Source organism: Aquimarina sp., assembly GCF_977115655.1.
Map to the genome: position 1 here is coordinate 1 of NZ_CDSBKO010000076.1, position 23,306 is coordinate 23,306.

Annotated in this window: 24 protein-coding genes and 1 pseudogene; all 25 read left to right on the plus strand. The window is 32.5% G+C overall.

Annotated features, from left to right (window positions below):
• The first annotated feature begins 311 nt into the window (after positions 1-311).
• The 25 genes and pseudogenes from ACZIYX_RS21505 (at position 312) to ACZIYX_RS21625 (ending at position 22,686) form a co-directional block, all read left to right on the plus strand.
• Positions 312-1,058, plus strand: a complete 747-nt coding sequence (locus tag ACZIYX_RS21505) for a DUF1835 domain-containing protein (protein WP_462684322.1) — start codon at positions 312-314, stop codon at positions 1,056-1,058.
• Positions 1,059-1,823: 765 nt separating this feature from the next.
• Positions 1,824-2,414 carry an outer membrane beta-barrel protein gene (locus tag ACZIYX_RS21510; RefSeq protein ID WP_462684323.1) on the plus strand — a complete coding sequence of 197 codons (591 nt, stop codon included), beginning with the start codon at positions 1,824-1,826 and terminating at the stop codon, positions 2,412-2,414.
• Positions 2,415-2,972: 558 nt separating this feature from the next.
• Positions 2,973-3,458: a pyridoxamine 5'-phosphate oxidase family protein gene (locus ACZIYX_RS21515; protein ID WP_462684324.1), complete on the plus strand. Its 486-nt coding sequence runs from the start codon at positions 2,973-2,975 to the stop codon at positions 3,456-3,458.
• 1 nt (position 3,459) lies between these two features.
• Positions 3,460-3,750, plus strand: a complete 291-nt coding sequence (locus tag ACZIYX_RS21520; RefSeq protein WP_462684325.1) for a DUF4932 domain-containing protein — start codon at positions 3,460-3,462, stop codon at positions 3,748-3,750.
• A gap of 183 nt (positions 3,751-3,933) precedes the next feature.
• On the plus strand, positions 3,934-4,128 hold the full coding sequence (locus ACZIYX_RS21525; RefSeq protein ID WP_462684326.1) for a hypothetical protein: 195 nt from the start codon (positions 3,934-3,936) through the stop codon (positions 4,126-4,128).
• 142 nt (positions 4,129-4,270) lie between these two features.
• A complete protein-coding gene (locus tag ACZIYX_RS21530; protein ID WP_462684327.1) occupies positions 4,271-4,837 on the plus strand; it encodes a Crp/Fnr family transcriptional regulator in 567 nt (188 codons plus the stop codon).
• 78 nt (positions 4,838-4,915) lie between these two features.
• Positions 4,916-5,473: a hypothetical protein gene (locus ACZIYX_RS21535; protein WP_462684328.1), complete on the plus strand. Its 558-nt coding sequence runs from the start codon at positions 4,916-4,918 to the stop codon at positions 5,471-5,473.
• Between the two features lie 4 nt (positions 5,474-5,477).
• Complete coding sequence (locus tag ACZIYX_RS21540; RefSeq protein WP_462684329.1) at positions 5,478-6,575, plus strand: DUF418 domain-containing protein; 1,098 nt, start codon at positions 5,478-5,480, stop codon at positions 6,573-6,575.
• Between the two features lie 498 nt (positions 6,576-7,073).
• Positions 7,074-7,622, plus strand: coding sequence for an RNA polymerase sigma factor SigZ (gene sigZ / locus ACZIYX_RS21545; protein WP_462684330.1), 549 nt, complete (start codon positions 7,074-7,076; stop codon positions 7,620-7,622).
• A 334-nt stretch (positions 7,623-7,956) separates the two neighbouring features.
• Positions 7,957-8,676: a PIG-L deacetylase family protein gene (locus ACZIYX_RS21550; protein ID WP_462684331.1), complete on the plus strand. Its 720-nt coding sequence runs from the start codon at positions 7,957-7,959 to the stop codon at positions 8,674-8,676.
• Between the two features lie 12 nt (positions 8,677-8,688).
• The gene (gene arsM, locus ACZIYX_RS21555; protein WP_462684332.1) at positions 8,689-9,612 is read left to right on the plus strand and encodes an arsenite methyltransferase; all 924 of its coding nucleotides are present in this window, start codon (positions 8,689-8,691) and stop codon (positions 9,610-9,612) included.
• An 844-nt stretch (positions 9,613-10,456) separates the two neighbouring features.
• Complete coding sequence (locus ACZIYX_RS21560; protein WP_462684333.1) at positions 10,457-11,038, plus strand: Crp/Fnr family transcriptional regulator; 582 nt, start codon at positions 10,457-10,459, stop codon at positions 11,036-11,038.
• A gap of 83 nt (positions 11,039-11,121) precedes the next feature.
• A complete protein-coding gene (locus ACZIYX_RS21565) occupies positions 11,122-11,745 on the plus strand; it encodes a hypothetical protein (RefSeq protein WP_462684334.1) in 624 nt (207 codons plus the stop codon).
• An 11-nt stretch (positions 11,746-11,756) separates the two neighbouring features.
• Positions 11,757-12,188 carry a DUF6326 family protein gene (locus tag ACZIYX_RS21570; RefSeq protein ID WP_462684335.1) on the plus strand — a complete coding sequence of 144 codons (432 nt, stop codon included), beginning with the start codon at positions 11,757-11,759 and terminating at the stop codon, positions 12,186-12,188.
• An 86-nt stretch (positions 12,189-12,274) separates the two neighbouring features.
• Positions 12,275-12,907 carry a DUF1326 domain-containing protein gene (locus tag ACZIYX_RS21575; RefSeq protein WP_462684336.1) on the plus strand — a complete coding sequence of 211 codons (633 nt, stop codon included), beginning with the start codon at positions 12,275-12,277 and terminating at the stop codon, positions 12,905-12,907.
• Between the two features lie 11 nt (positions 12,908-12,918).
• On the plus strand, positions 12,919-14,151 hold the full coding sequence (locus ACZIYX_RS21580) for an alpha/beta hydrolase-fold protein (protein WP_462684337.1): 1,233 nt from the start codon (positions 12,919-12,921) through the stop codon (positions 14,149-14,151).
• Positions 14,152-14,351: 200 nt separating this feature from the next.
• Positions 14,352-14,531 (plus strand): hypothetical protein, encoded by a 180-nt coding sequence (locus ACZIYX_RS21585; RefSeq protein WP_462684338.1) that lies wholly within the window; start codon positions 14,352-14,354, stop codon positions 14,529-14,531.
• Positions 14,532-15,292: 761 nt separating this feature from the next.
• Complete coding sequence (locus ACZIYX_RS21590) at positions 15,293-15,790, plus strand: helix-turn-helix domain-containing protein (RefSeq protein ID WP_462684339.1); 498 nt, start codon at positions 15,293-15,295, stop codon at positions 15,788-15,790.
• Between the two features lie 96 nt (positions 15,791-15,886).
• A complete protein-coding gene (locus tag ACZIYX_RS21595; RefSeq protein WP_462684340.1) occupies positions 15,887-16,723 on the plus strand; it encodes a CPBP family intramembrane glutamic endopeptidase in 837 nt (278 codons plus the stop codon).
• 583 nt (positions 16,724-17,306) lie between these two features.
• Entirely contained in the window at positions 17,307-17,864 is a 558-nt protein-coding gene (locus ACZIYX_RS21600; RefSeq protein ID WP_462684341.1) for a Crp/Fnr family transcriptional regulator, read from the plus strand.
• A gap of 66 nt (positions 17,865-17,930) precedes the next feature.
• Positions 17,931-18,509 (plus strand): NAD(P)H-dependent oxidoreductase, encoded by a 579-nt coding sequence (locus tag ACZIYX_RS21605; RefSeq protein WP_462684342.1) that lies wholly within the window; start codon positions 17,931-17,933, stop codon positions 18,507-18,509.
• Positions 18,510-18,864: 355 nt separating this feature from the next.
• A complete protein-coding gene (locus ACZIYX_RS21610) occupies positions 18,865-19,254 on the plus strand; it encodes a hypothetical protein (RefSeq protein WP_462684343.1) in 390 nt (129 codons plus the stop codon).
• A pseudogene (locus ACZIYX_RS21615) lies at positions 19,238-19,711 on the plus strand (transposase); the annotation flags it as partial. The gene ACZIYX_RS21610 and the pseudogene ACZIYX_RS21615, both read left to right, overlap by 17 nt.
• 295 nt (positions 19,712-20,006) lie before the next feature.
• Positions 20,007-21,593: a DNA methyltransferase gene (locus ACZIYX_RS21620; RefSeq protein ID WP_462684344.1), complete on the plus strand. Its 1,587-nt coding sequence runs from the start codon at positions 20,007-20,009 to the stop codon at positions 21,591-21,593.
• On the plus strand, positions 21,565-22,686 hold the full coding sequence (locus tag ACZIYX_RS21625) for a hypothetical protein (RefSeq protein WP_462684345.1): 1,122 nt from the start codon (positions 21,565-21,567) through the stop codon (positions 22,684-22,686). The genes ACZIYX_RS21620 and ACZIYX_RS21625 overlap by 29 nt, the downstream gene beginning before the upstream one ends.
• The last annotated feature ends 620 nt before the right edge of the window (positions 22,687-23,306 follow it).

The following is a 23,306-nucleotide window of genomic DNA, read 5'->3' on the forward strand; positions in this document are numbered from 1 at the left end:
AAAATATAGCCTATAAAGAATCTAATCAAGATGTACTTAGACGGATGCATACATATGTAATAGGCTACACTGGCAATTAAAAACGTTTTGGGTTGCTGTTATTTTGGGTGCTTTTTGAAACACCGTTTTATTTGTCCCACTGGATGGAAAAGAAAAATTCCTTAGCTTTGGACAAATAAACTAAACATAACACTATGTAAGAATGCATTGCTCAAATAGTTTGTCTTCGCTATCGCTGCGCAAACGATTTAATCAAAGATGCTATCGCTCATCTTACACTTAGTGTTAGCGGTTATTAAAAAGACAGACTAATGAAAAATCAGTATCACATATTAAATGGAGATTGTCTAAGACAACAGTTTCCTAAACAAATTGATGGGGAAGTAATTGTTGCTCGCGAATGTCTTGTCGATGGAGAAGTTGAAAGTGACTCTTTAGATGAGTTATTTAAGGTTCGTGCCAAATTTATAACTGTATACGGTGACTATTCCATTGAGGATTACTATTCTAAATCTGTATCTGAATTTGAAAAAATTCAAAAAATACCTAAGAGAACAGAGATTAACTTGTGGTTTGAAGATGACTTATTTTGCCAAGTGAATTTTTGGTTTAGTATAAATCTGATACTGAATTCTGTACAGGATTGCAATGTTTTCCTAATTAGACCTACTGTCCACACTCAATATGGATTTGGTGGACTAAATGAATTTGAGCTTATTAAAGCTTTTGAGCAAAGAACTCAAATTATTGACATAGAAAAAATTGCCAGTCTTTGGAATTCATATCAGAAAAATGACACAAAAAAATTAATCAAGACAGCCAAAGAATTAGAAGCTGAATTTCCTTTCATATATAAGGCAGTTGAGGCACATATAGATAGAATTCCCAATGAAAACAATCCGGGACGACCAATACAATCTTTAATAGAAATAATGAAAGAGTTAGAAACTGAGTCATTTGTACCAGTTTTTAGGGAATTCAACAAACGTGAAAGCATCTATGGATTTGGTGATTCACAGGTAAAACGACTTTTAGATGAAATAAAAAACAACCGCTAATCGAGTAGCCCGACACGGTAAATTAATTTACCGTGTTGAGGCTCTCACACCACCGTACGTACGGGTCTCGTATACGGCGGTTCGTACTCCATCTTCGTATCGCTCTTTACACCGATAACGACTATTCTGTACTTTAAACATAGGCTACTTTAGAAAGCTCCTATGCGAATTTCCAAAAAGAATACGTTCTGTCCTTCCTTACTTGTGAGACCTATGCAATTTCTATTTGCAACTCGTTTCCCATAAGTACTATGACTTCTGCTGACTTCTCTACTTAACCAACTCGTAGTTGTAGAGACCTCCCTCGGTAAGATAAATACCCTCTAGTTAATGCCTGCTGAATCTACTATCTTAACCCTTTCTTGTGGACGTTACTATGATGTGCTAGCTTATCCAAATTAAAATAGCCTCGGTATCCAGTTTCTGTTCGTCAGTACCAACTACGTAGTCCGGCTTACTTTAGTGTATAGGTCACCCTAAACCACCTTGCCACTTACTTTGCTTACGGACACGACTCCGTGCATACGGGACTTTAACCCTTTGGGACGTTCATCTAAATGAACTATATTTACCATTCAAGGCACACACACTGGCTATAAGTAATTGCTTAGGCTTGGTCTACATATGAAAATTCCTGCGAAATTTTCAGTTTGGTGTGTACTTGCAAAAGTTGTATCTTAGTCACGCAACTACTCATAGCCTTAACGTTGTAGGTAATTTACCCAACAAACTGAAATTAAACATTAACAAAACTTGACTTAACTAATGAAATCAAAACTCTATTGGATTTTAACTTTATTTTTAGCTCTAAATTTAAACGCCCAAGAATCTAAATTTGACATTGAGGCTAATTTCCCAATCGCTATTGGAGATAATTTTTTGGGAGACAACTATAACGGAATTATTGATTTGGGTATCAATTACAGATTTCTGCAAAAAGAAGTACTGAATTTAGGAGTGTCTGCGAATTTTGGATTTTTTAAAAACACTAAATCAGGTGCAACCGACCTCAATCAACTGTTTGACGTAAAAATTATTCCCATTCAACCTCGCTTATTTGCAGAGTTTAATATTCCGAATTTAGAAAAACTTCATCCTCAAGTCGGAATTGGATATTCTATACTTATTTTTAATGCAGATTGGGCGGACAATCGAGATGCTGAATTGCCTGATGATATTGACGACAGCGAAGGTGGTTTTAATTTTAATTTAGGAATTGCATATGATTTATCTGAAAAATTCTTTATGCAGGCACAATATGATTTTGTGAAAATCGGAGTTGAAAATGGAGTTCCAGATATAAGTTACAATACGAACATTAATATTCTGAAATTCGGAATAGGATATAAACTATAAAAACTACCTACAATCGTGTAGATGGCTCCGCCATCATTAGATAGCGGAGTGCACCTCACACAGCTCTACTGAGTTTATCGAAGTACCACCTGCCATACGGGTCTCGTAACAGGCGGTTCACCAAATCGAAGTTTGCTCCTTATTTAAGTAGTCAACCATAGGAACGTATCCTTTTCTTTTACTTCTGGATATGGTAATGGTAGTATCTGGCCCTTCAGGTAATGACATCTTCTTCCTCTCGATCCCCGCCGCATCTACTATTTCGATACCTACTGAAAAAAAACAGCATTTTGGACTTTGCAGTGATACTATGCGTTGAGCTTACCGAAGCGTGCCTACTTATCCTCTAATAACCTCAATATGCGGTTCGTGTATCTCAGTACCAAGCAAGGTCAAAAGGTTACCCCTGCGCATAAGGAACTTGCACCCTCTGGATTAATTATTTATCTTCGATAAATAAATATAAAGATACCCATGTTGGGTACACACACTATGTAAAAACGCATTAAAATACATTTTACATTTAGCGCTGGAAACAAGCTAAAAACAGAACTCTAAATGGACATCAAAACGGATTGGAATAAAATCAGAAAACACTTTAATAAAAGTTTCAGTTCTAACTTTTATGTTTCGGTTGCATCAGTTGACTCTGAAAATAATCCGACCGTGACACCAATTGGTTCGTTGTTCTTGAATGACAATCAAACTGGATTTTATTTCGAAAAATTTCCATCAAAATTACCAAAACACGCAAAGGAAAACCCAAAAGTATGCCTACTCGGAGTGAATAGCGGACGAATATTTTGGATCATATCATTGTTCAAAGAAAAATTTTCAGAGTTTCCAGCAATTAAGCTCTATGGAGAACTTGGAGAAAAAAGAAAAGCTACCAAAAAGGAAATTACACGACTGAACCGCAGAATGAAAATAACAAATGGACTAAAAGGAAATACGTACTTGTGGAAAAAGATGGAATTTGTCCGAGAAATAGAATTTACAAAAGCCGAAAAAATAAACCTTGGGAAAATGACAGCCGAATTATGAAATGAAAGATTATTTTCCAACAATTTTACACGAATTTAATCATTCATTTGTAAATCATGTTGTAGAAAAATATCGTTCTGAACTTCAAGAAAGCGGGACAATCATTTTTGATAAAGTAAAAGATGAAATGAATAAACAAGCATATAGTAATTGGAAAACGATGTATGATGAAGCATTGGTTAAAGCGACTGTTATTAAATATATGAAGGACTATAATTTTGATAAAAAAACAATAGAAAATGAATTGAATGAACAATTAAATATCAGTTTTTTTTATAGACTGATGAGTTAGTCAAAGAATTAGAACGATATGATAACAATAGAGATAGCAAGTCATAAAAAATATAGGGATTTTACGAAAAGTTGGTTTTTTTGATAAATATAACTGGACTATCACTTAAAAATCTTCGACAAAATTTATGAATTACGTAAACAACATTATTCCGAAATGTTTAAAAGACCATACGAGCCAGATATGAAATTAGACGCAATTCAAATCGCTCAAACCGATGGTTCTTTAGTTCCATTCAATCCTAAATATGAAGACGATTGGCTACACGAGAGTGTATTTAAGATTTGTAATAACCAATTAGCGAACAGGAAAATTAGGATGGTGGACTTTCTATATGATGATACCCAAAAATTTGGTCAAGTAATTGCTATGATGTGATTGACAACAGACGAGCAAAATGTGCTTGAAAATAAACTAAACTGGAAATTCACAGCGAAATAAAATAGTTCAACAAAACCTAAACGTAATGCGTAGTTTAGGTCAAAATCGAAAGGTCTGTGTATATTTATAAAGTCTCTAAATGGTAGAACATATTAAAAAAATTGAAAAACTTATAACTTCATTTGATAAAGCAACAATCGATTTGCTGAACAAGATAGAAGTAATAAAACATTTCAAAAAGGGTGATATTCTTCTTAACGAAGGTTATATATGTAAAAACAGCTATCACATCATTAGCGGAATAGCCCGAAAATATTACTTAAAGGAAGGGAAAGAAGTTATCACAGATTTCTTTTTTGCAGATGATATAGCAGTTGCTTTTAATAGCTATACCTTTCAGCAACCAAGTAATGAATTTATTGACTGTATAACTGATGTAGAAGTTAAAGTAACCCAAAAAAAGGATTGGGAAAAAGCTAAAGTAAATTTTCCTAAACTTATAAAACTTGATTTGCTATTAACAGAAATCCATGCAGCGGCGTTAGAAGAAGATATGCATGACTTAAGATTACTTAATGCTACTGAAAGGTATCAAAAACTGCTATCAATTGCCCCAGACCTACTAAAACATATTAAACTTCAGCATATTGCTTCCTATCTAAATATCTCATTAGAAACACTAAGTCGTATTAGAGCAAAAATTTAATTATTTGATGTAAGTCAAATTTTATGCTTTGGCTTTGGCTTTATTTTGCTTCATGATTTTTTAATAAAAAAGAATGATATGCGACATGCAAAATATTTTATTTACGTTACGCTCTTTTCCTTACTTCCTTTGTCTGTTTTTGGTCAAACAAAGTCAGATTCATTGTTGATAAATCAATTACACATGATTACCTATAAGCATGTCGTAAGTAGAAATTATCAAAGCACTTCCATACAATATCGAGAATTTCAGAAAGAAGCAAAAGAGTTTGTTATTCCTATTACATTAAGTTTTGGGAGTACAAATATAGATGGTAGCTTTTTAGAGAAAAAAAACATAAAAGATGTAGACACTTATTCGCTTGGGTTTGGGTTTGATGGCTATGAACACTTAGGTGGCGGGGTTTATTTTAACCTTGGATTAGGGGGATTCTTAGGAGCAGAATCGATTGAACGAATTTCTACTGATAAAAATACTCGATTTCTGATCGGAGGAAATGCATCAACCGGACTTCTTTATGTACCATTCAATGATTTAGGATTCGTAATAGGGTTTAATATTATAGGTAAACTTTCCAATTCAAAAGTGCTTAACCACTCCATAGGTTTTGGTATTGAAGGTGGATTAAATTTTTAATTCGATGCAATACAATATAAAAAAACAATCTGTGCGTATTTCTGGAATTGATTTAGCAAGAGCTTTAGCTATTATCGGAATGATAATAGTGAACTTTAAAGTTGTATTTGGTCAGAACGGGTCGAGCTGGCTAAAATCCATCGCAAATATTTTTGATGGTAAGGCTGCTGCAACATTTGTGGTTTTAGCAGGAGTTGGACTTGCTTTAATGACTAATACTGCATTAAAAAATAATGACAGCCAGAAGTTAAAAATTATTCGAATAAAAATATTTAAAAGAGCATTATTCTTATTTATTCTAGGATTTACATATATACTAGTTTGGCCAGCAGATATTTTGCATTTTTACAGTATTTATATGCTTATAATACTTCTTTTATTAAAAAGAAATGAAAAAGTAATTTTAATCTCATTAATTGTATTCATCTTTATTTACCCATTACTCATTAGCTTTTGGGATTATAAAACAGGATGGAATTTTGACACTTTAGAGTATCTCGATTTTTGGACATTTAATGGTTTTTTTAGAAACTTATTTTTAAATGGTTTTCACCCGGTAATTCCTTGGGTTTCTTTTATGCTTTTTGGCTTTTGGTTTGGTAAACAGGATTTGAAAAATGACCGATTTATCAAAAAAGCATTTTGGGTTAGCTCAATAGCTTTTATAGTAATTCAAATTTTATCATACTCATTTATTTCAATTTTATCAAAAGGAAACGAACAATCTGTAGGTGAATTGACAGAAATCATTGGAACAAGTCCAATGCCACCATTACCTATTTATATGTTTAATGGAATTGCAATCTCCATATCAATAATATCAACTTGTATCATAATTGGAAAAAGATATCCAACGAACATAATAATTTTGGCTCTTAATAAAACGGGACAATTAGCTCTTACTTTTTATGTGGCACACGTAATTGTTGGTATGGGGATAATTGAGTTACTTAACCCAGAAAAAATGGGGAATTATCCAATAGCATTTTCAGTATCTTATGCTTTAGTATTCAGCTTATTGTGCGTTTTATTTGCTACATATTGGTTAAAGAATAGAAAAAATGGACCAGTTGAATGGTTAATGAAAAGAATAATTGGATAGAAAAGCTGGCTACAGTCGAGTAGGAAAAGGGAGATTTGACTCCTAAGCCTCTAACAAAACCATATCCTTCGTCAAGTTCAGGGCAGGTCATACGGGTCTCGTATACGGCGGTTCACCAAATCAAATCAGATTCTTACGTTTCGTCTCCTCCCTGCTTCATCTGGATCAATCTAAGAGTTCAATAAAGCTGCCCTGAGCAAGGTCGAAGGGCTACTCCCCACCATAAAGGACTTGCACCCTATAAATTGATTATTTATCTTCGGTAAATAAAAGATGCCCATGCTTGGCACACACTCCGTTTATAATTCATTGCTAGTTCCGATTTACTTACGAAAATCCTCGCGGACTTTCTATTTGGTTTTTATTTGCTAAATTACTTGTTGAAACACGTAACGAAATCATACATAAAACCGTCAACTGCAATGCTGAAGAAACATTTTGCGTCCTTTTTAACTTTTCTACGTCATAAGGTTAGTATCGAACAAATTGACAATCTGAATGAATGATATAACCGAAAATATTTGGAACGATTTCCATAAAGAATTAAAAAACTTCATCCTAAAAAAAGTAAAGGACGAAAATATAGCCAATGATATTTTACAGGACGTATTTCTTAAAATAATCCACAATGCCGACAAAATAGCTGAAGCTAAAAGTGTACAGCAATACATTTATGGAATAACACGAAACACCACAATCGACCACTTTAGAAAATCTGTTAAAAAAAATAACATAGAAAATGAATACACGCTTATTTCCGAAGAGGAAACCGAATCCTTAAACGCTACTATTGCAGATTGTTGCATAAAACCTTTTATCAAACAACTTCCAGATAAATACCAAGTCGCATTGACAAAATCGGAATTTGAAAATATCAGTCAAAAAGATTTGGCAGAACAGCTTAATATTTCCTACTCAGGTGCAAAATCAAGAGTGCAGAGAGGCAAAGAAAAACTGAAAGAGCTTATATTAGCTTGTTGCAACTATTCAAGCGACAGTTATGGAAACTTGAGCGACACAGAAGGTAAAAATTGTGGTTGTTCCTAATTTGTATCCTTTTTATACTTCTATAACATATACTTTTAAGGGCAATATTGCCAAAATCCAAAAATTCTAACAACAATAAAAAAATATAATCATTGATTTGGTTGTTTTTACTACTTCGCTTGCAGTATATATAAGAATAAATGACTAAAAAATAACCGAAAAACAAAAATCAAATACTGCAATAAAACAAAATGTTGTCAGTCTGATTTGGAAACAAAACGCGTGGTAGTAAAAGTTGCGACTAAGATTACTTTCAAAAGCGAGCCAATGCTCGCTTTTTTTGCGTCTTTTTCCTCTGTCTTGCGTGTTTATATAAACAGTTAAAAAGACAGAAATGAAAATTATGTACATCTTTCCACATCCTGATGACGAATCATTTGGACCTGCAGGAGCTATCGACAAACAGGTTAAAGAAGGAAACGAGGTTATTCTTCTGACACTAACCAAAGGAGGAGCTACCAAAGTAAGGCATAACCTTGGTTTGTCTGTTAAAGAAATGGGAGCAGTAAGAGAAAAAGAAATGCAAAAAGTGCAAAAAACTTTAGGCATTTCAGAAATGACCATTTTAGACTATCAAGATGGTGGACTTACAAAGATCAATCCATTTCATCTTGAAACCGAAATACTAAAGTGGTTGCAACATTACCAACCCAATATAGTAATTACCTATCCTGTTCACGGAGGTAGCGGACATCACGACCATATTACCCTGCATCATATCATTAAAAGGCTTTTTTTGGGTAAAAAAGATACACTGCAATTTTGGAAACGACTTGCATATTTCACAATTATAGATACTGGACTCCCTATGTTCTTTGAAGGTGGAATACCAAGAGTTACTTGGACTAAAAAAGAAGATATTATCGTAACCGAAAAATTGGACAATGCCAATATCCAAAAAATGAAAGAAGCCTTGCTTTGCTACGATACGTACCAAGAAATGGTAAAGACCACTAATGTAATTGACAGAATTGGAGATAAAACATACTTTGAATTAGAAAATGAAACGCATCCAAAAATGCTTTCATCGATAACCGAATTAATAAACAATTAAATTTCAAAAAAAATGAAAACAGAAACAATTAAAGAAGAAATTAAAAAATCCTACGGAAACATTGCTAAAGGTACTATTCAAGTAGGTTGCTGTTCAACAGATTCTGGATGTTGCACGACAGACGAATTTAGCACTTCAATGGCTGAAAACTATGAAAACATAGAAGGTTATGAAAAAGACTCGGACTTATCCTTGGGTTGTGGACTTCCTACAGAAATCGCCTATATTAATGAAGGCGACACAGTTATCGATCTTGGTTCAGGTGCAGGAAATGATGCATTTATTGCTCGCAGAATTGTAGGCGAAACAGGAAAGGTAATTGGTATTGATATGACACCTGAAATGGTAATACGTGCTTTGCAAAACAACCAAAAATTAGGGTATCAAAATGTAGAATTTGTATTAGGAGAAATCGAGAATATGCAGAATATCCCGAGTTCCGTAGCAGATGTGGTTATAAGCAACTGCGTGATGAACCTTGTGCCTAACAAGGAAAAAGCATTTAACGAAGTTTTCAGGACTTTAAAAACAGGCGGGCATTTTAGTATTTCCGACATTGTTTATGTTGGCTCACTTCCCAATGGTATTTTGGAGGTGGCTGAACTATATTCAGGTTGCGTGTCAGGAGCAAGTGAAAAAAGGGAATATTTAGGAATTATCAAATCGGCAGGTTTTAAGAACATCCAAATTAAAAAAGAACGGAAAATAGACTTGCCAGACGATTTGTTGTTAAAATACCTAAATCAACAAGAATTGAACGAATTCAAACAATCAGGTTCGGGAATTTATAGTGTAACAATCTATGCGGACAAATTGGACGAAGGTAGCTGTTGTGAAACGACTGATAGTGGATGTTGTGGGAGCGAAGAAAACACGACATCTGAAAAAGCAAGTTGTTGTGGAACGGAATCAAGCGGAGGAATAAGTTGTTGCTGATTAACAATGTTCGCTCCTGTTTCATTACAAAACATTCAGCACTACTACAGATTCATACGTCACCTAAACAAATATTAGTAATCGCCTTGCAGGTCCTTCCTGCTTGGGGGGCTTAATACTTTGTTTAGGTTTCCTGCGTTCCAACCTACTTCTATCTTTATTTTAGTTACGTTGCATTGTGCAACTCACAGCACACATCAGATAGATAGCTCCGCCATCCTTAGATAGCGGAGTGCACCTCGCACAGTTCTGCTAAGCTTACCGAAGTACCACCTGATATGCGGGTCTCGTAACAGGTGGTTCACCAAATCGAAGTTTGCTCCTTATTTAAGTACTCCATCATAGGAACGTATACTTTTCTTCTACCTCTGGATATGGTAATGGTGGTACCTGCCATACAGGTCTTTAAACTACTGCCCATCCCTCCCATTCGGATTCTACTCTAAGCATAAGGCTTGCCCATATTTAATCCCTAATCGAACAGTATCCCTTCTCATAACAGACTTGCACCCTCTGGATGAATTATTTATCTTCGATAAATAAAAGATGCCCATGCCGGATATACACATTATACCATTTTAACTTTGAAATAGTGCGTATAGAAATTGAATTTGTTTTTTAAGTATTCAAGGTAAAAAGCTTGTGCCAGACTTGATCTGGTATCAAGCATATCTGTAGTTACGGTTATATTTTTTAACGAAGAACAGATAAAAAAGAAATAATTTATTAGTGCTATTTCAAAGTTAAAATGGTATTATATAAAAGCAATAGCGTTTAATTTGCTATTGCTCTTGTACTAACCATTGGTGGCAAGTGTAAAATAACAATAATAACAATATCAGATATGATGCAAAACATACTATTTGGCTTTATAGCAAAATACATTTCTCTTACAGATGAGGAGAAGAACGCATTACTCTCGTTAGACTTGTTTCACTCGGTAAAAAAAGGAACGGTTTTACTCAAAGAAGGACAAAAATCGAAAGAAAGCTACTTTATCTTAAACGGTTGTATCAGAACTTATTACATTATAGACGGAGAAGAGAAAACCACAGCTTTCTATACCGAAATGGAAGTTTTGACCCCCCCATCTGTAATAAGAAAAACTCCGTCAGAATATTATGTAAGTTGTACAGAAGACACTATACTCACTATTTCCAATTCTGATATGGAAGCAGAAATAAACAGTAAATTCCCAAAGTTTGAAATAATGTGTAGAATATTATCCGAAGAACTTTTAGCAAAACAACGAATAGACTTTGACGAATTTAAAACTTCTTCTCCTGAAGAACGATACTTAAATTTATTACAAAAAAGACCTGACCTTATTCAGCGGGTTCCACAACACCAATTAGCAAGCTATTTAGGTATCAAACCCCAATCATTAAGCAGACTACGGGCAAGAATTATTGAAAAAAAGAACTAAACCGTATTTCTTCACTTAAGTGAACGAGTTATCGAATCACATCGATCTACTTTTGCAATACTGATTAACAAAAAAGTAAAGTAATGCAAAAGAAAAATTTATGGATTGTACTTGCCATAGTATTGGCTAGCAGTTTACAAATGAATGCACAATATGCCAAACAAGACAGTACTTATAAAAAACATTTTGTTGGTAGTACAATGTTTTTATTAGGTAATTTTGCAAAAACAAACCCTCCCGATTTTGCTCAACTCAATTTAGGGTATCGAATTACAGGAAAGAATGTGGTTTCTCTTGAATTAATCACCTGGAAATATGCCTGGCCACTTGGTATTAATCCGTTTTTAAACAAATCATACGGAAATTCGGAAGAGAAATTTCCCGGATATATAAGAGAATATGGTATTGGTATTGCTTATCAAAGGTATTTTTGGAAAGGTCTTTACGCAGCTGTACACGTAATGCCAATGTGGCAAAAATTTGTGAATCAAGAAGGTGATAAGGTGGATAATGGTTTTCATATATTCAACACTTATCGGGTTGGCTATCACATCAAACTCTTTAAGGATAGGTTTTTTATAGAACCATCATTTGGTATTGCCGGTCGTCCTTATTACACCAAAATGCCTGACGGATTTAAACAAAAAGATGATAAGTGGCAAAAATGGACACCTGAACCGGGACTGCATTTTGGTTTTAATTTTTAGTTGTCAATGTTATGAACACACCACAAACACAACAAAATGGGCTAAAAGACATCAAAGTCAATTTAAGACTAAAGCTTGCTACGCTGTGGGCAAGTTTTATGTTTCTCTATATCTATGTTGATTATTTTCACCTTTTTATGCCGGGTGCATTAGAAGATATGTTGGCAGGCAAGGTGTTTGTATTTGATATCACACAAGAATTTCTTTTAGCAGCACTAGCCTCAGTAACCATTCCGGCTCTGATGATTTTCTTTTCTGTTGCCCTGCCTGCAAAAATGAACCGCCGGACAAATATTAGTATTGCCGTAGTATATATCCCTTATTCACTGTTTAATTTGGCAGGAGAGGCATGGATGCACATGATGCTCGGCGCTTTTATAGAAGTTGTCATTCTTTGCCTGATTATACACTATGCTTGGAAATGGCCTCGCATTGAAACATAAAAAACCTTACATCACAATAAAAACAGAAAGAATAACAACTATCAACAAAATATACGCAACAATTTTAACCTCCCTTAAAAAAATCAATGGCAAAAAACATATCTTTAATCGCAATAATAATTTTATTTTCAGGATGTCATCAAAAATCAATAAAACAACAATGGTCTATAAAAGCTACTTATCATGAAAGTTGCAGTTGCAATGCTCCTTGTCCATGTCCATTTGGACTACCTATGACTAACTCTTTTTGTAAGTTAAATAGTTTGCTTGAAATTCATGAAGGGCAATTCGACAATATAGACTTAAAAGGAGTTAAAGTTATTTTATCAGGTTATGCTGGAGAGTGGGGAGAATACTATTTTTCTGAGACAACGACTAATAAACAAAAACACTCCATTGAAAATATTCTAAAAACTGTTAACATTGCCGGATTTGACACTATTTTAACAAGTAAAAAAAACAAAATAAACTTTGAAAAAAAAGATGGAAATATTACGTTTTCAACATCTAACATAAATGTTACAATGAGTATGGTGAAAGGAAAAAATGGAAATCCTGTGGTAATACAAAATTTATCTAAAAAAGTTTTTGAAAATTACATTCCGTATTTGTCGCACAAAAATGTTCGCACAGGTTTAAATACAACGCATGATTTTTCTTTTGAGAAAAAGGCTGGATTTACCTCTGAATGGAACTTGACAAACGAAAACTATAAATAGAACCGTCTTTAATGAAAACAATTTCAATATTAAAATCAACAAATATGCTTAAAAACAAAATAATGCTAATCCTAATTTGGTGTTTTATTTTAATGAGTGTAAATATTCTTGCACAGTCAGACGATAGTTTGATTATTGCAGGACAACGTTATTCAATTCAGTCTAAAATACTCAATGAAAAAAGATTGTATTCTGTCTATCTACCTTCTTCTTACAAAACTAATCCAAATAAAAAATATATAGTTGCTTATGTTTTAGATGGGGAAAGAAGTAAATTTTTAGAAGTTTCGGGAATTGCACAATCTATGCACTCTGCTTATAATCTTAAGTTACAAATCCCCGAACTGATTATTGTTTCCATAGAAAATACCGATAGGACAAGAGATTTCACTCCTACCAATTCTTTGAGTTATTTAGACAATGAAAATATTACCGCATTCAAAAACAGTGGTGGGGCAAATGATTTTATGAACTTCATAAATAAAGAATTAATGCCTGAAATAAATAAATCTTACAGAACAGTTTCTCAAAGTATGATTATAGGACATTCGATGGGGGGACTATTTGCTTTACATTGTTTACTGGAAAATCCAAAAATGTTTAGTTATTATTTACTCATTGACCCTTCTTGGTTTTGGGATCACAATTACATTGGAAAAAAAGGAAAAGAAATCTTATCAAAAAAAACAGATATTAAAGCCCGAATATTTATCGGATTAGCTAATAATCTGCAAGATGATAAAAGACATTATAAATGGGGGGAGCAGTTTTATAACCTTTTGAAAGAAAATAAATCTCCCGATTTACAAGTAGGTTTCAAATATTTTGCAGATGAAAAGCACCTTACCGTACCAATACCTGCAACCTATTATGGACTTCGATATATCTTCAAACCCTATGAAATTGACCTCAACGAAGCAACCAAAAACCCCGAAGTTTTAGATAACTACAACGCAAAAACTTATAAAGAGTTGTTTTTAGAAATTAAACCGGATGAGAATTTCGTAAATACAATTGGATATGTTGCCCTGTATGAAAGGCAAATACCGGATATTGCTGTTTCACTATTTGAGATTAACGCAAAAAATCATCCACAATCTTTAAATGTGTGGGATAGTCTTGCTGAAGCCTACATCGTTAAAGGTTATACCGACAAGGCGAAAACATGTTATGAAAAAATATTAGAACTTGACCCAAACAATAAAGATGCTAAAGATAAAGTTGAAAAATTGAATAAAAAATGACAAACTGTATATTGAAAAAAATTACTTACTCCAATACCTAAAAACGGGTATCGCAGGTATTTTAACCTTAATTGATGTCATAACGATCCAAATAAGGTGTTTTGAGACAACCATATATTTTCATCAATCAAGACTAAGAGATATTCAAAAGTCAACAAATCGGCTTAAATTTAACCAAATATAAAATATAAACGAAGTTTTTGGACAAACTGCCGTTTTCTGTAAATTCTAATATAAACTCAAAATCTGCTAATGTTAAACTACCTACAAATAGATCCATGAAACGAACCTCATTATCAGGACCTATAGCATCCTCTAAAGAAATAGGAAAAAGATGGGTTTGGTATCGGTTACTTCCTTCTATAAATTTAATACCATGAAATTATTAAAAAATAGCATCGTATCATAAATCAAGCTTATATTTGAAAAAACTAAAACAGGGTTTTTAGACAAACTGATATTGTAGATAATTCTCCATATAAAAAAATCCTTTTAATTTCATTGACTGAAATTAATGGAAGTTGAATCAATTATTGGAGTATTTGAATGAAGTTTGAACAAATGAACATCAAAACTATCTCCTGACCTTCATTAAAATAATAAATCAATGACTATAAAAGTTCTTGCAATATTAAATCTAATTATTACTGTGCAAGGATTGTTTCTTTGTTTCCATTTCATCTTGAAATCAAAGAGTATTCGGATATTAAATAGATTGATCGCATTCTTGTGCTTTTCAATTGCTATTATTTCATTAAACACTTGTCATAATCTTATAGGAATCTATTTTCAAAATTCCCCATTAGAATATATTTCGAATAATTTAATGTGGTTTATCTGTCCTGTTATTTACTTATATGTAATATATAATCAAAAAAAGGCGAAAAATCACTTAATATATTTAAACACATTCCCTTTTATGATTCTAGCCGGGGTTGATATTTTTTTTAGGTGGAGGTGGTTCACACAAATAATACCATTTGTTGCTTTTACCCAAATGAGCATCTATCTGTTCCTGTCTATAAAATACTGTATAGATAATTATAAAAAAGCTAAGCAATATTACAATTGGATTTTACCATCTATCATTGTGTTTGCCATATTGATTGTAATCAATTTTAGTTTATCTGTACTAGAAGCTATGGGAACTAAGATTGTCTCGAATAATGTGACACAAAGCTTTACATCATTATTGGTGGTACCCATTTTTTATTTAGCTTATAAAGAAATGAATAGCACTAATGATTTCGGCATTACTCCCACAAAATATAGAACTTCACAAATTTCAGAAGAAAAATCAAAAGAATATCTTGCTAACATTACGGCTGCCATGAGAGATGACAAACTGTATCTTCAAAAAAATCTAACTCTCAAAACATTTTCCCAATATGTTGACATTGACCCAAAATATATCTCACAGATAATTAACCAAAATTTACAGATGAGCTTTTCAGAGTATGTTTTTAAATTTCGTTTTGATGATGTGAAGAAAAGATTAGCTGATCCAAACAATAAAAATCTTACTATTTTTGGAATAGCTCAAGAATCTGGGTTTAAATCCAACAGTAGATTTAATCATCTTTTTAAAACACACACAGGGTTAACGCCAAAAGAATTTCAAAAGCTACATCTAAAATAATTTTTTGTGCTATATCATGATATGGCACAAAGTTGCTTTGATTTTATTTACTCTTAAAATGTATGTTTGTTGAAAATTCATTAATCCTATTAATTTATGAACTCAACAAAAAATAACTCTAAGCGGGAACTTATCACATTTTTTACTTTGACCTATGGATTATCATGGACATTATTTTTCCTTGGTCATCAAACAGATATTCTTCTAATCATATTATTAGGAATTTGGGCTCCCTCTATAACATCATTAATTTTAACAGGTTACTTTTACAAGAAAAAAGGGGTTTTTCAATTATTAGGTCGCTTTAAACGTTTTAAAATAAGGTGGTATTGGTGGTTACTATTATTATTACTTCCAGCCTCAATCCATTTTACCGGACGCTCATTATGGCAAATATTTTATTTTGGTGAATTATCTCCTGCAATACTTCCTGTTTCTTATTGGTTAAGTGCAATAATCCCCTCTTTTCTTATTGCTGGTTTTGGAGAAGAACTAGGTTGGAGAGGCTTTGCGTTACCAAGATTACAACGTCATTTCTCTCCTATTTTAGCTTCACTTATTTTAGCTGTAGTTCATTTACTATGGCATTTACCTACCTATTGGATGGGAGAAGGAATACATAATGTCCCGTTTATATATGTACTTGCTTTTGTTTTTCCCTGGACATTCATTTTTAACTGGCTTTATAATAAATCTGAAGGAAGCATGATTTTTGCCGTTGGATTTCATGCTATCTCAAACGCCTCACTTAGCATTATAAGTTTTTTTCCAAAAGATTCTGAAGTTCCTATTACCCCTGAGTTACTTACAAATTGGTCTTTCCCGATTGAGTTAGGGGGACAGTATCTAATGGTATGTTTTATTTACTTTTTAGTTGCTACTATGGTTATAATCGAAGGAAAATTCAACCAAGTAAATATTGATATTCCTTAGCTCTGTAAAATTGCATTTGTTCAAGTAAAAAATCTAATCAAAGATTCATTTAAAAATACTGAAAATAACAAATGATCTGTTTATAATGTAATGTAATTAAATCCGATAATTAACTTCATTCGGGGAAATCAATAAATATATAAATTTCAAGAATATAATACCACAGAGAAAACTATCTACAGCAATGGTAAACATTGTACAAATCTTTAATTTCTTATAAAACGATTCATTTTAAGCCTCTTTATCGAGGCTTTTATTATTCTATGACTATGGATATGGTAGCAGACTTAAAATAGTATTAAGAAATGCTACTAATTCAATTAGAAATTTAACAGGAGAATATCAGCTATTACAGCAACCGCTGGAAAGCTCATCATAATTATTTGAAATATGGTTGTAATATATATATATCGTATCAAAATCCAGAAGGATATCTATACATTGACCAAAAAAGAAAACTTGGAATTGTCAAAAGAATACAAACACAAATTAATAAATTTGAATTGACTAATGAAGATTTGGAAACAAAATCAAAACACTTTAAATCAACAACTTAATTCAATATTAGTTAGAATTAAACAAAATGAAGAACTATTTAGAAGCATTTAATATACTGACCAAAGACGAAATTGATTTATTTGAAAAAAAAGTAGTTAGTAAAAAACTAAAAAAAGGAGATTTTTTTATCAAAAAAGGACAAACTTGTAAAGAAGTGGGGTTTGTAACTTCTGGATTGTTCAGGTCATTTTACCATTCATCATCAGAAGAAGAAGTAACCTATTGTTTTACTTTTTCTAATTCGTTTGTGAGTGCCTACTCTTCGTTTTTATCTCAAAATAAAACTGTCGAGAATATTCAAGCTTTAACTGATATTGAAATTTTAACTATATCAAGAAATGAGATTTTAAAACTAGAGCAATCAAGTATTAATTGGTTGAAGTTTTTTAAACTTATCGCAGAACAAGAATATATCAAAATGGAAAAAAGAATTTTCTTGTTACAAAAAGAAACAGCTGAAAAACGTTATCGCGACTTACTCACTAACCAACCTGAATATTTACAGCTAATTCCTCTTAACTTCCTTTCATCGTATTTGGGTATTACCCAAAGACATTTAAGCCGAATAAGAAAGTTAATTTAGAATTAGACAAATGTCCTTTCAAAGAAGTTTCATTGTATAGTTCTTTGTGAAAAACATAGAACAAACATGAAACAAGTACTCGTAATTAATGGACATCCCGATAAAGAGAGTTTTAATTACGCTTTATCAAAGGCATATATAAAAGGAGTAAGTAAAACAGATGCTACATTGACCCAAATTAATATTTCTGAATTAGAGTTCAATCCTAATTTAAAATTTGGTTACCGAAAAAGAATAGAATTAGAACCCGATTTGATAAATGCAATTGACAAAATAAAAAAAGCAGATCATATCGTATGGATATTTCCAATGTGGTGGTATGGCTATCCTGCATTAATGAAAGGGTTCATTGACAGAACATTCCTGCCTGGCATCGCTTATCAGCCAATTGAAAAAAAACCATTACCAGAAAAACTCTTAAAAGGAAAATCGGCACGTTTGATTATTACGTCTGACACACCAAAATGGTACAATTTTTTAATTATGAAAAGACCAGCAATTAATCAGTTTAAAAAAGGGACTTTGCAATTTTGCGGAATTAATCCTGTTAAAGTAACTTATATTGCAACCATTAAAAATTCGAATTCCGATTTTAGGAAAAAGTGGTTGGAAAAAATATTTTTATTGGGAGAAAGTATAAGATAACTACTGCTGTAGTGTAGATAGCCGCCATCTTTAGATAGCGGAGTACACCTCGCACTATTCTACTAGTTTACCGAAGTACCACCTGATATGCGGGTCTTGTAACAGGTGGTTCACCAAATCGAAGTTTGCTCCTTATTTAAGTACCCCATCACAGGAACGTATACTTTTTCTTCTACCTCTGGATATGGTAATGGTGGTACCTGCCATGCAGGTCTTTAAGCTACAACAGTCCATCCTTCCTAATACCACAATAAATAGTTTTAAGTTTATCAAAAATCCGATAGACTTGCAAGTAATATATAATGGATATATATAGTACTGATACACTTATTCTATTGTAGCATAAATACTGAAAATGAATCCAACTGAAATAGGACTTATTGATAACCGAAATGAAGATTTATGGAATGATTTAAACAAAACTCATTCGATAACTATTGAATTATCCGATTATCCAAATTATGCCTGTGATTCTTTTGACAATAATTCGACTATTCTGATTCCAAAAGATGAAATCTGTATAGACTCATTTACTCACGAATTACTTCATATTCTAATAAGGCAAAAAGAACTTTATTTTGGTTCAAGCTTGGAAAATTTAGTTCGAGGAAATCAGATTTTAAATCAAATATTATCGGACAATTTAATTGAGCACTTCGGGAATTGCATTGATCACATTAAAATGTTACCGATATACTTGGAATTAGGGTTTGACAAGAAAAAATTCACATCACTTGCCTATTGATTATAAAGTAACCAACACCAATGACAGTAAGGCCATGGGTAATATCCTCAGGCGAGCTAAAACTATTTTACAGAATACTGATTTTACAGCACTTTATGATAAAGGATACCATACAGGAAGTGAGTTTAAAACCGCTGATGATTTAGGTATAGATGTAATGGTTGCTACCAAAGATTGTAAACAATGTACAGTAAAAGATCAATGTACTAAAGCAAAACAAGGTAAAGGAATCCAACGAAGTCAATACCAACAATACATTAACCAAAACAAAAAACGTATAGAGAATAATAAAGAATACTATCGCAAACAGCAAGCTATTGTGGGGCATCCATATGGAACCATAAAGCGACAATGGGGATTTAGTTATATTCTCACTAAAAAACACACAGAAAGAGCCAGTGCAGAGGTAGGCTTAATGTTTGTAACTTACAATCTTAGAAGGATTTTTAATATTTTAGACAGAAATGAGTTAAAAGAATACTTCAAAAGGGAAATTACTTATTGTTTAAAAATAATCAAGGTTATATCAGCCAAAATAAGCTTTTCTAACATATACATATTTATCAATCAATTAGGGATAATTTGTTTTAAGATGTCCTTAAACAGTTTTAAATTTGATTAAATTGTAGCCCAAAAATAGGTTTTTAGACAAACTGACGTTAGCCACAAACTATGTATCTTAACGAACAGCTGAAAAAACCACGGAAAAGAATTAATAATCCTTACCTTTGAAAGAATAAATATTGACAAGTTTGAAACAGAAAAGAGACAGATACGAAATGCACAAATATTGGGGGAAAAAACCCTCAAATGACCTCAAAGAATTGATTGAAAAATATTCGAATGAAGGCGACACAGTGCTTGATCCTTTTGCTGGGTATGGAGTATTCTGTTCAGAAGCATTTATTTTAAACAGGAATGTAATTTCAAATGACCTCAATCCAATAGCTAATTATATCAACATTCAGCTTTTAGAAAAAAATGTTGATTTAAAGCTTCTTGAAAAGCAATGGAATAAAATAAAATCTGAATTTGAGCCATTCAATAATAAGTGGTTTAGTTGGAACTACGAGGGTAAACAAGTTGAATTAACAACTATCTTAAGGGACAAAAATGATGTGCCTTTAATGGGCAAATTTAAACCTGTTGGTTCAAGAAAATGTACAGAATTCGACTTTTCAGAAATTGAGCCCAACAAATACCTTGAATTTGAAGAAAAAGAAAAAATTACTGACTGGTTTCCAACTAATAAATTAATTCAAAATTCTAGAATTTCGGCTAAAAGCGGAATGAATGTCTCTGACTTGTTTACAAAAAGAACTTTAGCTTGCCACGCAAGACTATTATCATTAATAGATAAATATTCAAAAGGTAAAGAAAAGGACTTACTCAAAATAGCCTTCACTGCCAATTTAGCGAATTGTTCTAAATTATTACCACCAATTAAAAGCAGAGGCCCAATGGCACCAGGTGCGTGGATGACCGGTTTTTATATTGGAGAAACGTACCTAGAAAACAATGTGCTTCATTATTTCGAAAATAGATTAAAAAAAATAATCAAAGGAAAACAGGATTACCTAAATCAATTTGAATTCGTTAGAGAATTTAACTTCTACCCAATACAATATTCAAATTCTTATCAAACACTTCAAAATGATGCTAAATATTTGAATATCAAAAGTGAGTCTATTGATTATATTTTTACAGACCCACCGTATGGAGATGCTGTACCGTATTTTGAGCAAAGTGTTATATGGAACTCTTGGTTAAAACTTATACCTGATTACGAAAATGAAATAGTAATATCTGACAGCAAGGAGAGGAAAAAGGATATTCAGAATTTCGAAAAAGAAATTAATATAGCTTTTTCAGAAGTTCGTAGAGTCCTAAAACCAAATAAGTATTTTTCGTTGACTTACCATTCTTTATCAGGTTCAGAATGGAAAGCTATTACAAATGCTTGTATTAAAAATGGTTTTGAACTTAAAGATTATGAATGGCTCGTTCAAAAATCCTTTACACCAAGACAAATTAACCGCCTCAAAACTGTAAAAGGAGATGTTCTCGTTACACTACAAAAAAATCCTAATCCTGAACCTACAAGAAACAAAACAGATAAAGAAGTAACTAAATTATTCAAGGAACAGATTGAATTCTGGTTACTTGAAGAAGAAGGTTTGGATACTAATGAAATATTTTTGAGAATAATGAAAAAAGTTTTTTCTGATAAAATAGTTATTGGAGATGTTGACCTACTTAAAATATTAACAGAGAATTTTAAATTCTCAGAACAAAAGCAATGGATATTAAATGACCAATTTGAACTTCAAACAACTTGATAATTGCTTTAGAGGAAATGATTTTACAAGCATAGAAAATGATTCTCGTGGAATCCGTTTTTTAAAGTTACGTAGTATGTCTCGAAAAGACACTATGGAAGAGTTTGCAGAAATTCACGACATAGATTTATCTGAACTAAAATCTAAAGATTATTTCTCCCAATTATTTGAAATTGAACAAATTAGCAATGAAGAAATTAACGCTTTTATCAATTCACAATATGGAACAGAGAGAGCTGAAAGAGTAGGAAATCAAGATTATTTAATTGACCAATTAAATAGATTGCAACATTTTGACTGGGGAGGTTCATTCGGTAACAGTCTTGAGAAAAATATTGTAAACAACTACGTTAAAAAAATTCAATCTTACGACTTAATCAACGAAGAAATTGAAGGTAGTTTACTTTTAAGTTTGAGAGGTTACACATTAAACTCTTGGTATAATCACTGGACTTCAATTCTAATAGAAGACCTTTTCAAAGACCACGAAACTGTACTACCAACAGTAGGTTTGGTAAAAAAGATTGACTTCTTCATTAATGACATTCCTTTTGATTTAAAAGTTACATATTTTCCTGAACAATTATTAGCCGACAAATTGAAAGAAAGAGGGTATGGAAATGAGCTTACAAGATTAAAACAAATTTGCAGGAAATTAAAGATTTATATTCCCGATGACCTTAAAAGTAAAGCTTTAAAACTTCACTTACACAACATAGTTTCAGAAGACCAAAGACAAGAAGCTAAAGACTTTATATCAGACTTAAACGAACATAAAAAGGCAATAATATCAGAAGCTGAAGAAAATCCTACAGAATTGAAAAGATGGTTTTATGAAAACCAAGGAGAAGCTAGATTTGATGCTTCCAATCGCTTCTTTTTAGTTCTGACAGATGAAAACGATATATCTAATAGTTGGAAGTTGAAAAGGAATATTGTCTATTTGCGTAAAAAAATAAATCAGCATTTAGACAACTTATCAATGGATATGTCAAGTTTGGAAACTGAATTCTACTGGAAAGGAGACCAAAAGACTTATAACTGTAAATCTGACATTTTGTTTATTAAGAAAAGCCAGTGGCTAGTCGAGTAGGAAAAGGGGATTTTTACCCCTAAACCTCACAAAACCGTATCCTTTGTCAAGCTCAGGACAGGTCATACGGGTCTCGTAACAGGCGGTTCACCAAATCGAAGTTTGCTTCTTATTTAAGTAGTCTATCCTAGGAACGTATCCTTTTCTTTTACCTCTGGATATTGAGCTTACTAATGGCTTAACAAGCCTGTCCTGAGCAAGGTCAAAAATGCACTCCCGCCCATAAGAGTCTTGCGTACTATATATGAATTATTTATCTTCGATAAATATAAAAATGCCTATGTTGGCAGAAACACCGCGTATAATTAATTGCTTGTTTTTAGCCTGCTTACAAAAATCCTCGTGGACTTTCTATTCGGTTTTTATTTACTAAATTAGTCGCTTAACCGTATGCATCCGTCTAAGTACATCTTGATTAGATTCTTTATAGGCTATATTTTTGTTTAAAAAAGATAGATGTCTAAATTATCGGAAGCCAAAAGAATGCGTAAGTTAGTATCAGAATATCACATTTCAGGTCAAAGCCAAAAAGCATTTGCTCAATCTCGGGGATTAACTAAAGGTAAGTATGCATCCGTCTAAGTACATCTTGATTAGATTCTTTATAGGCTATATTTTTG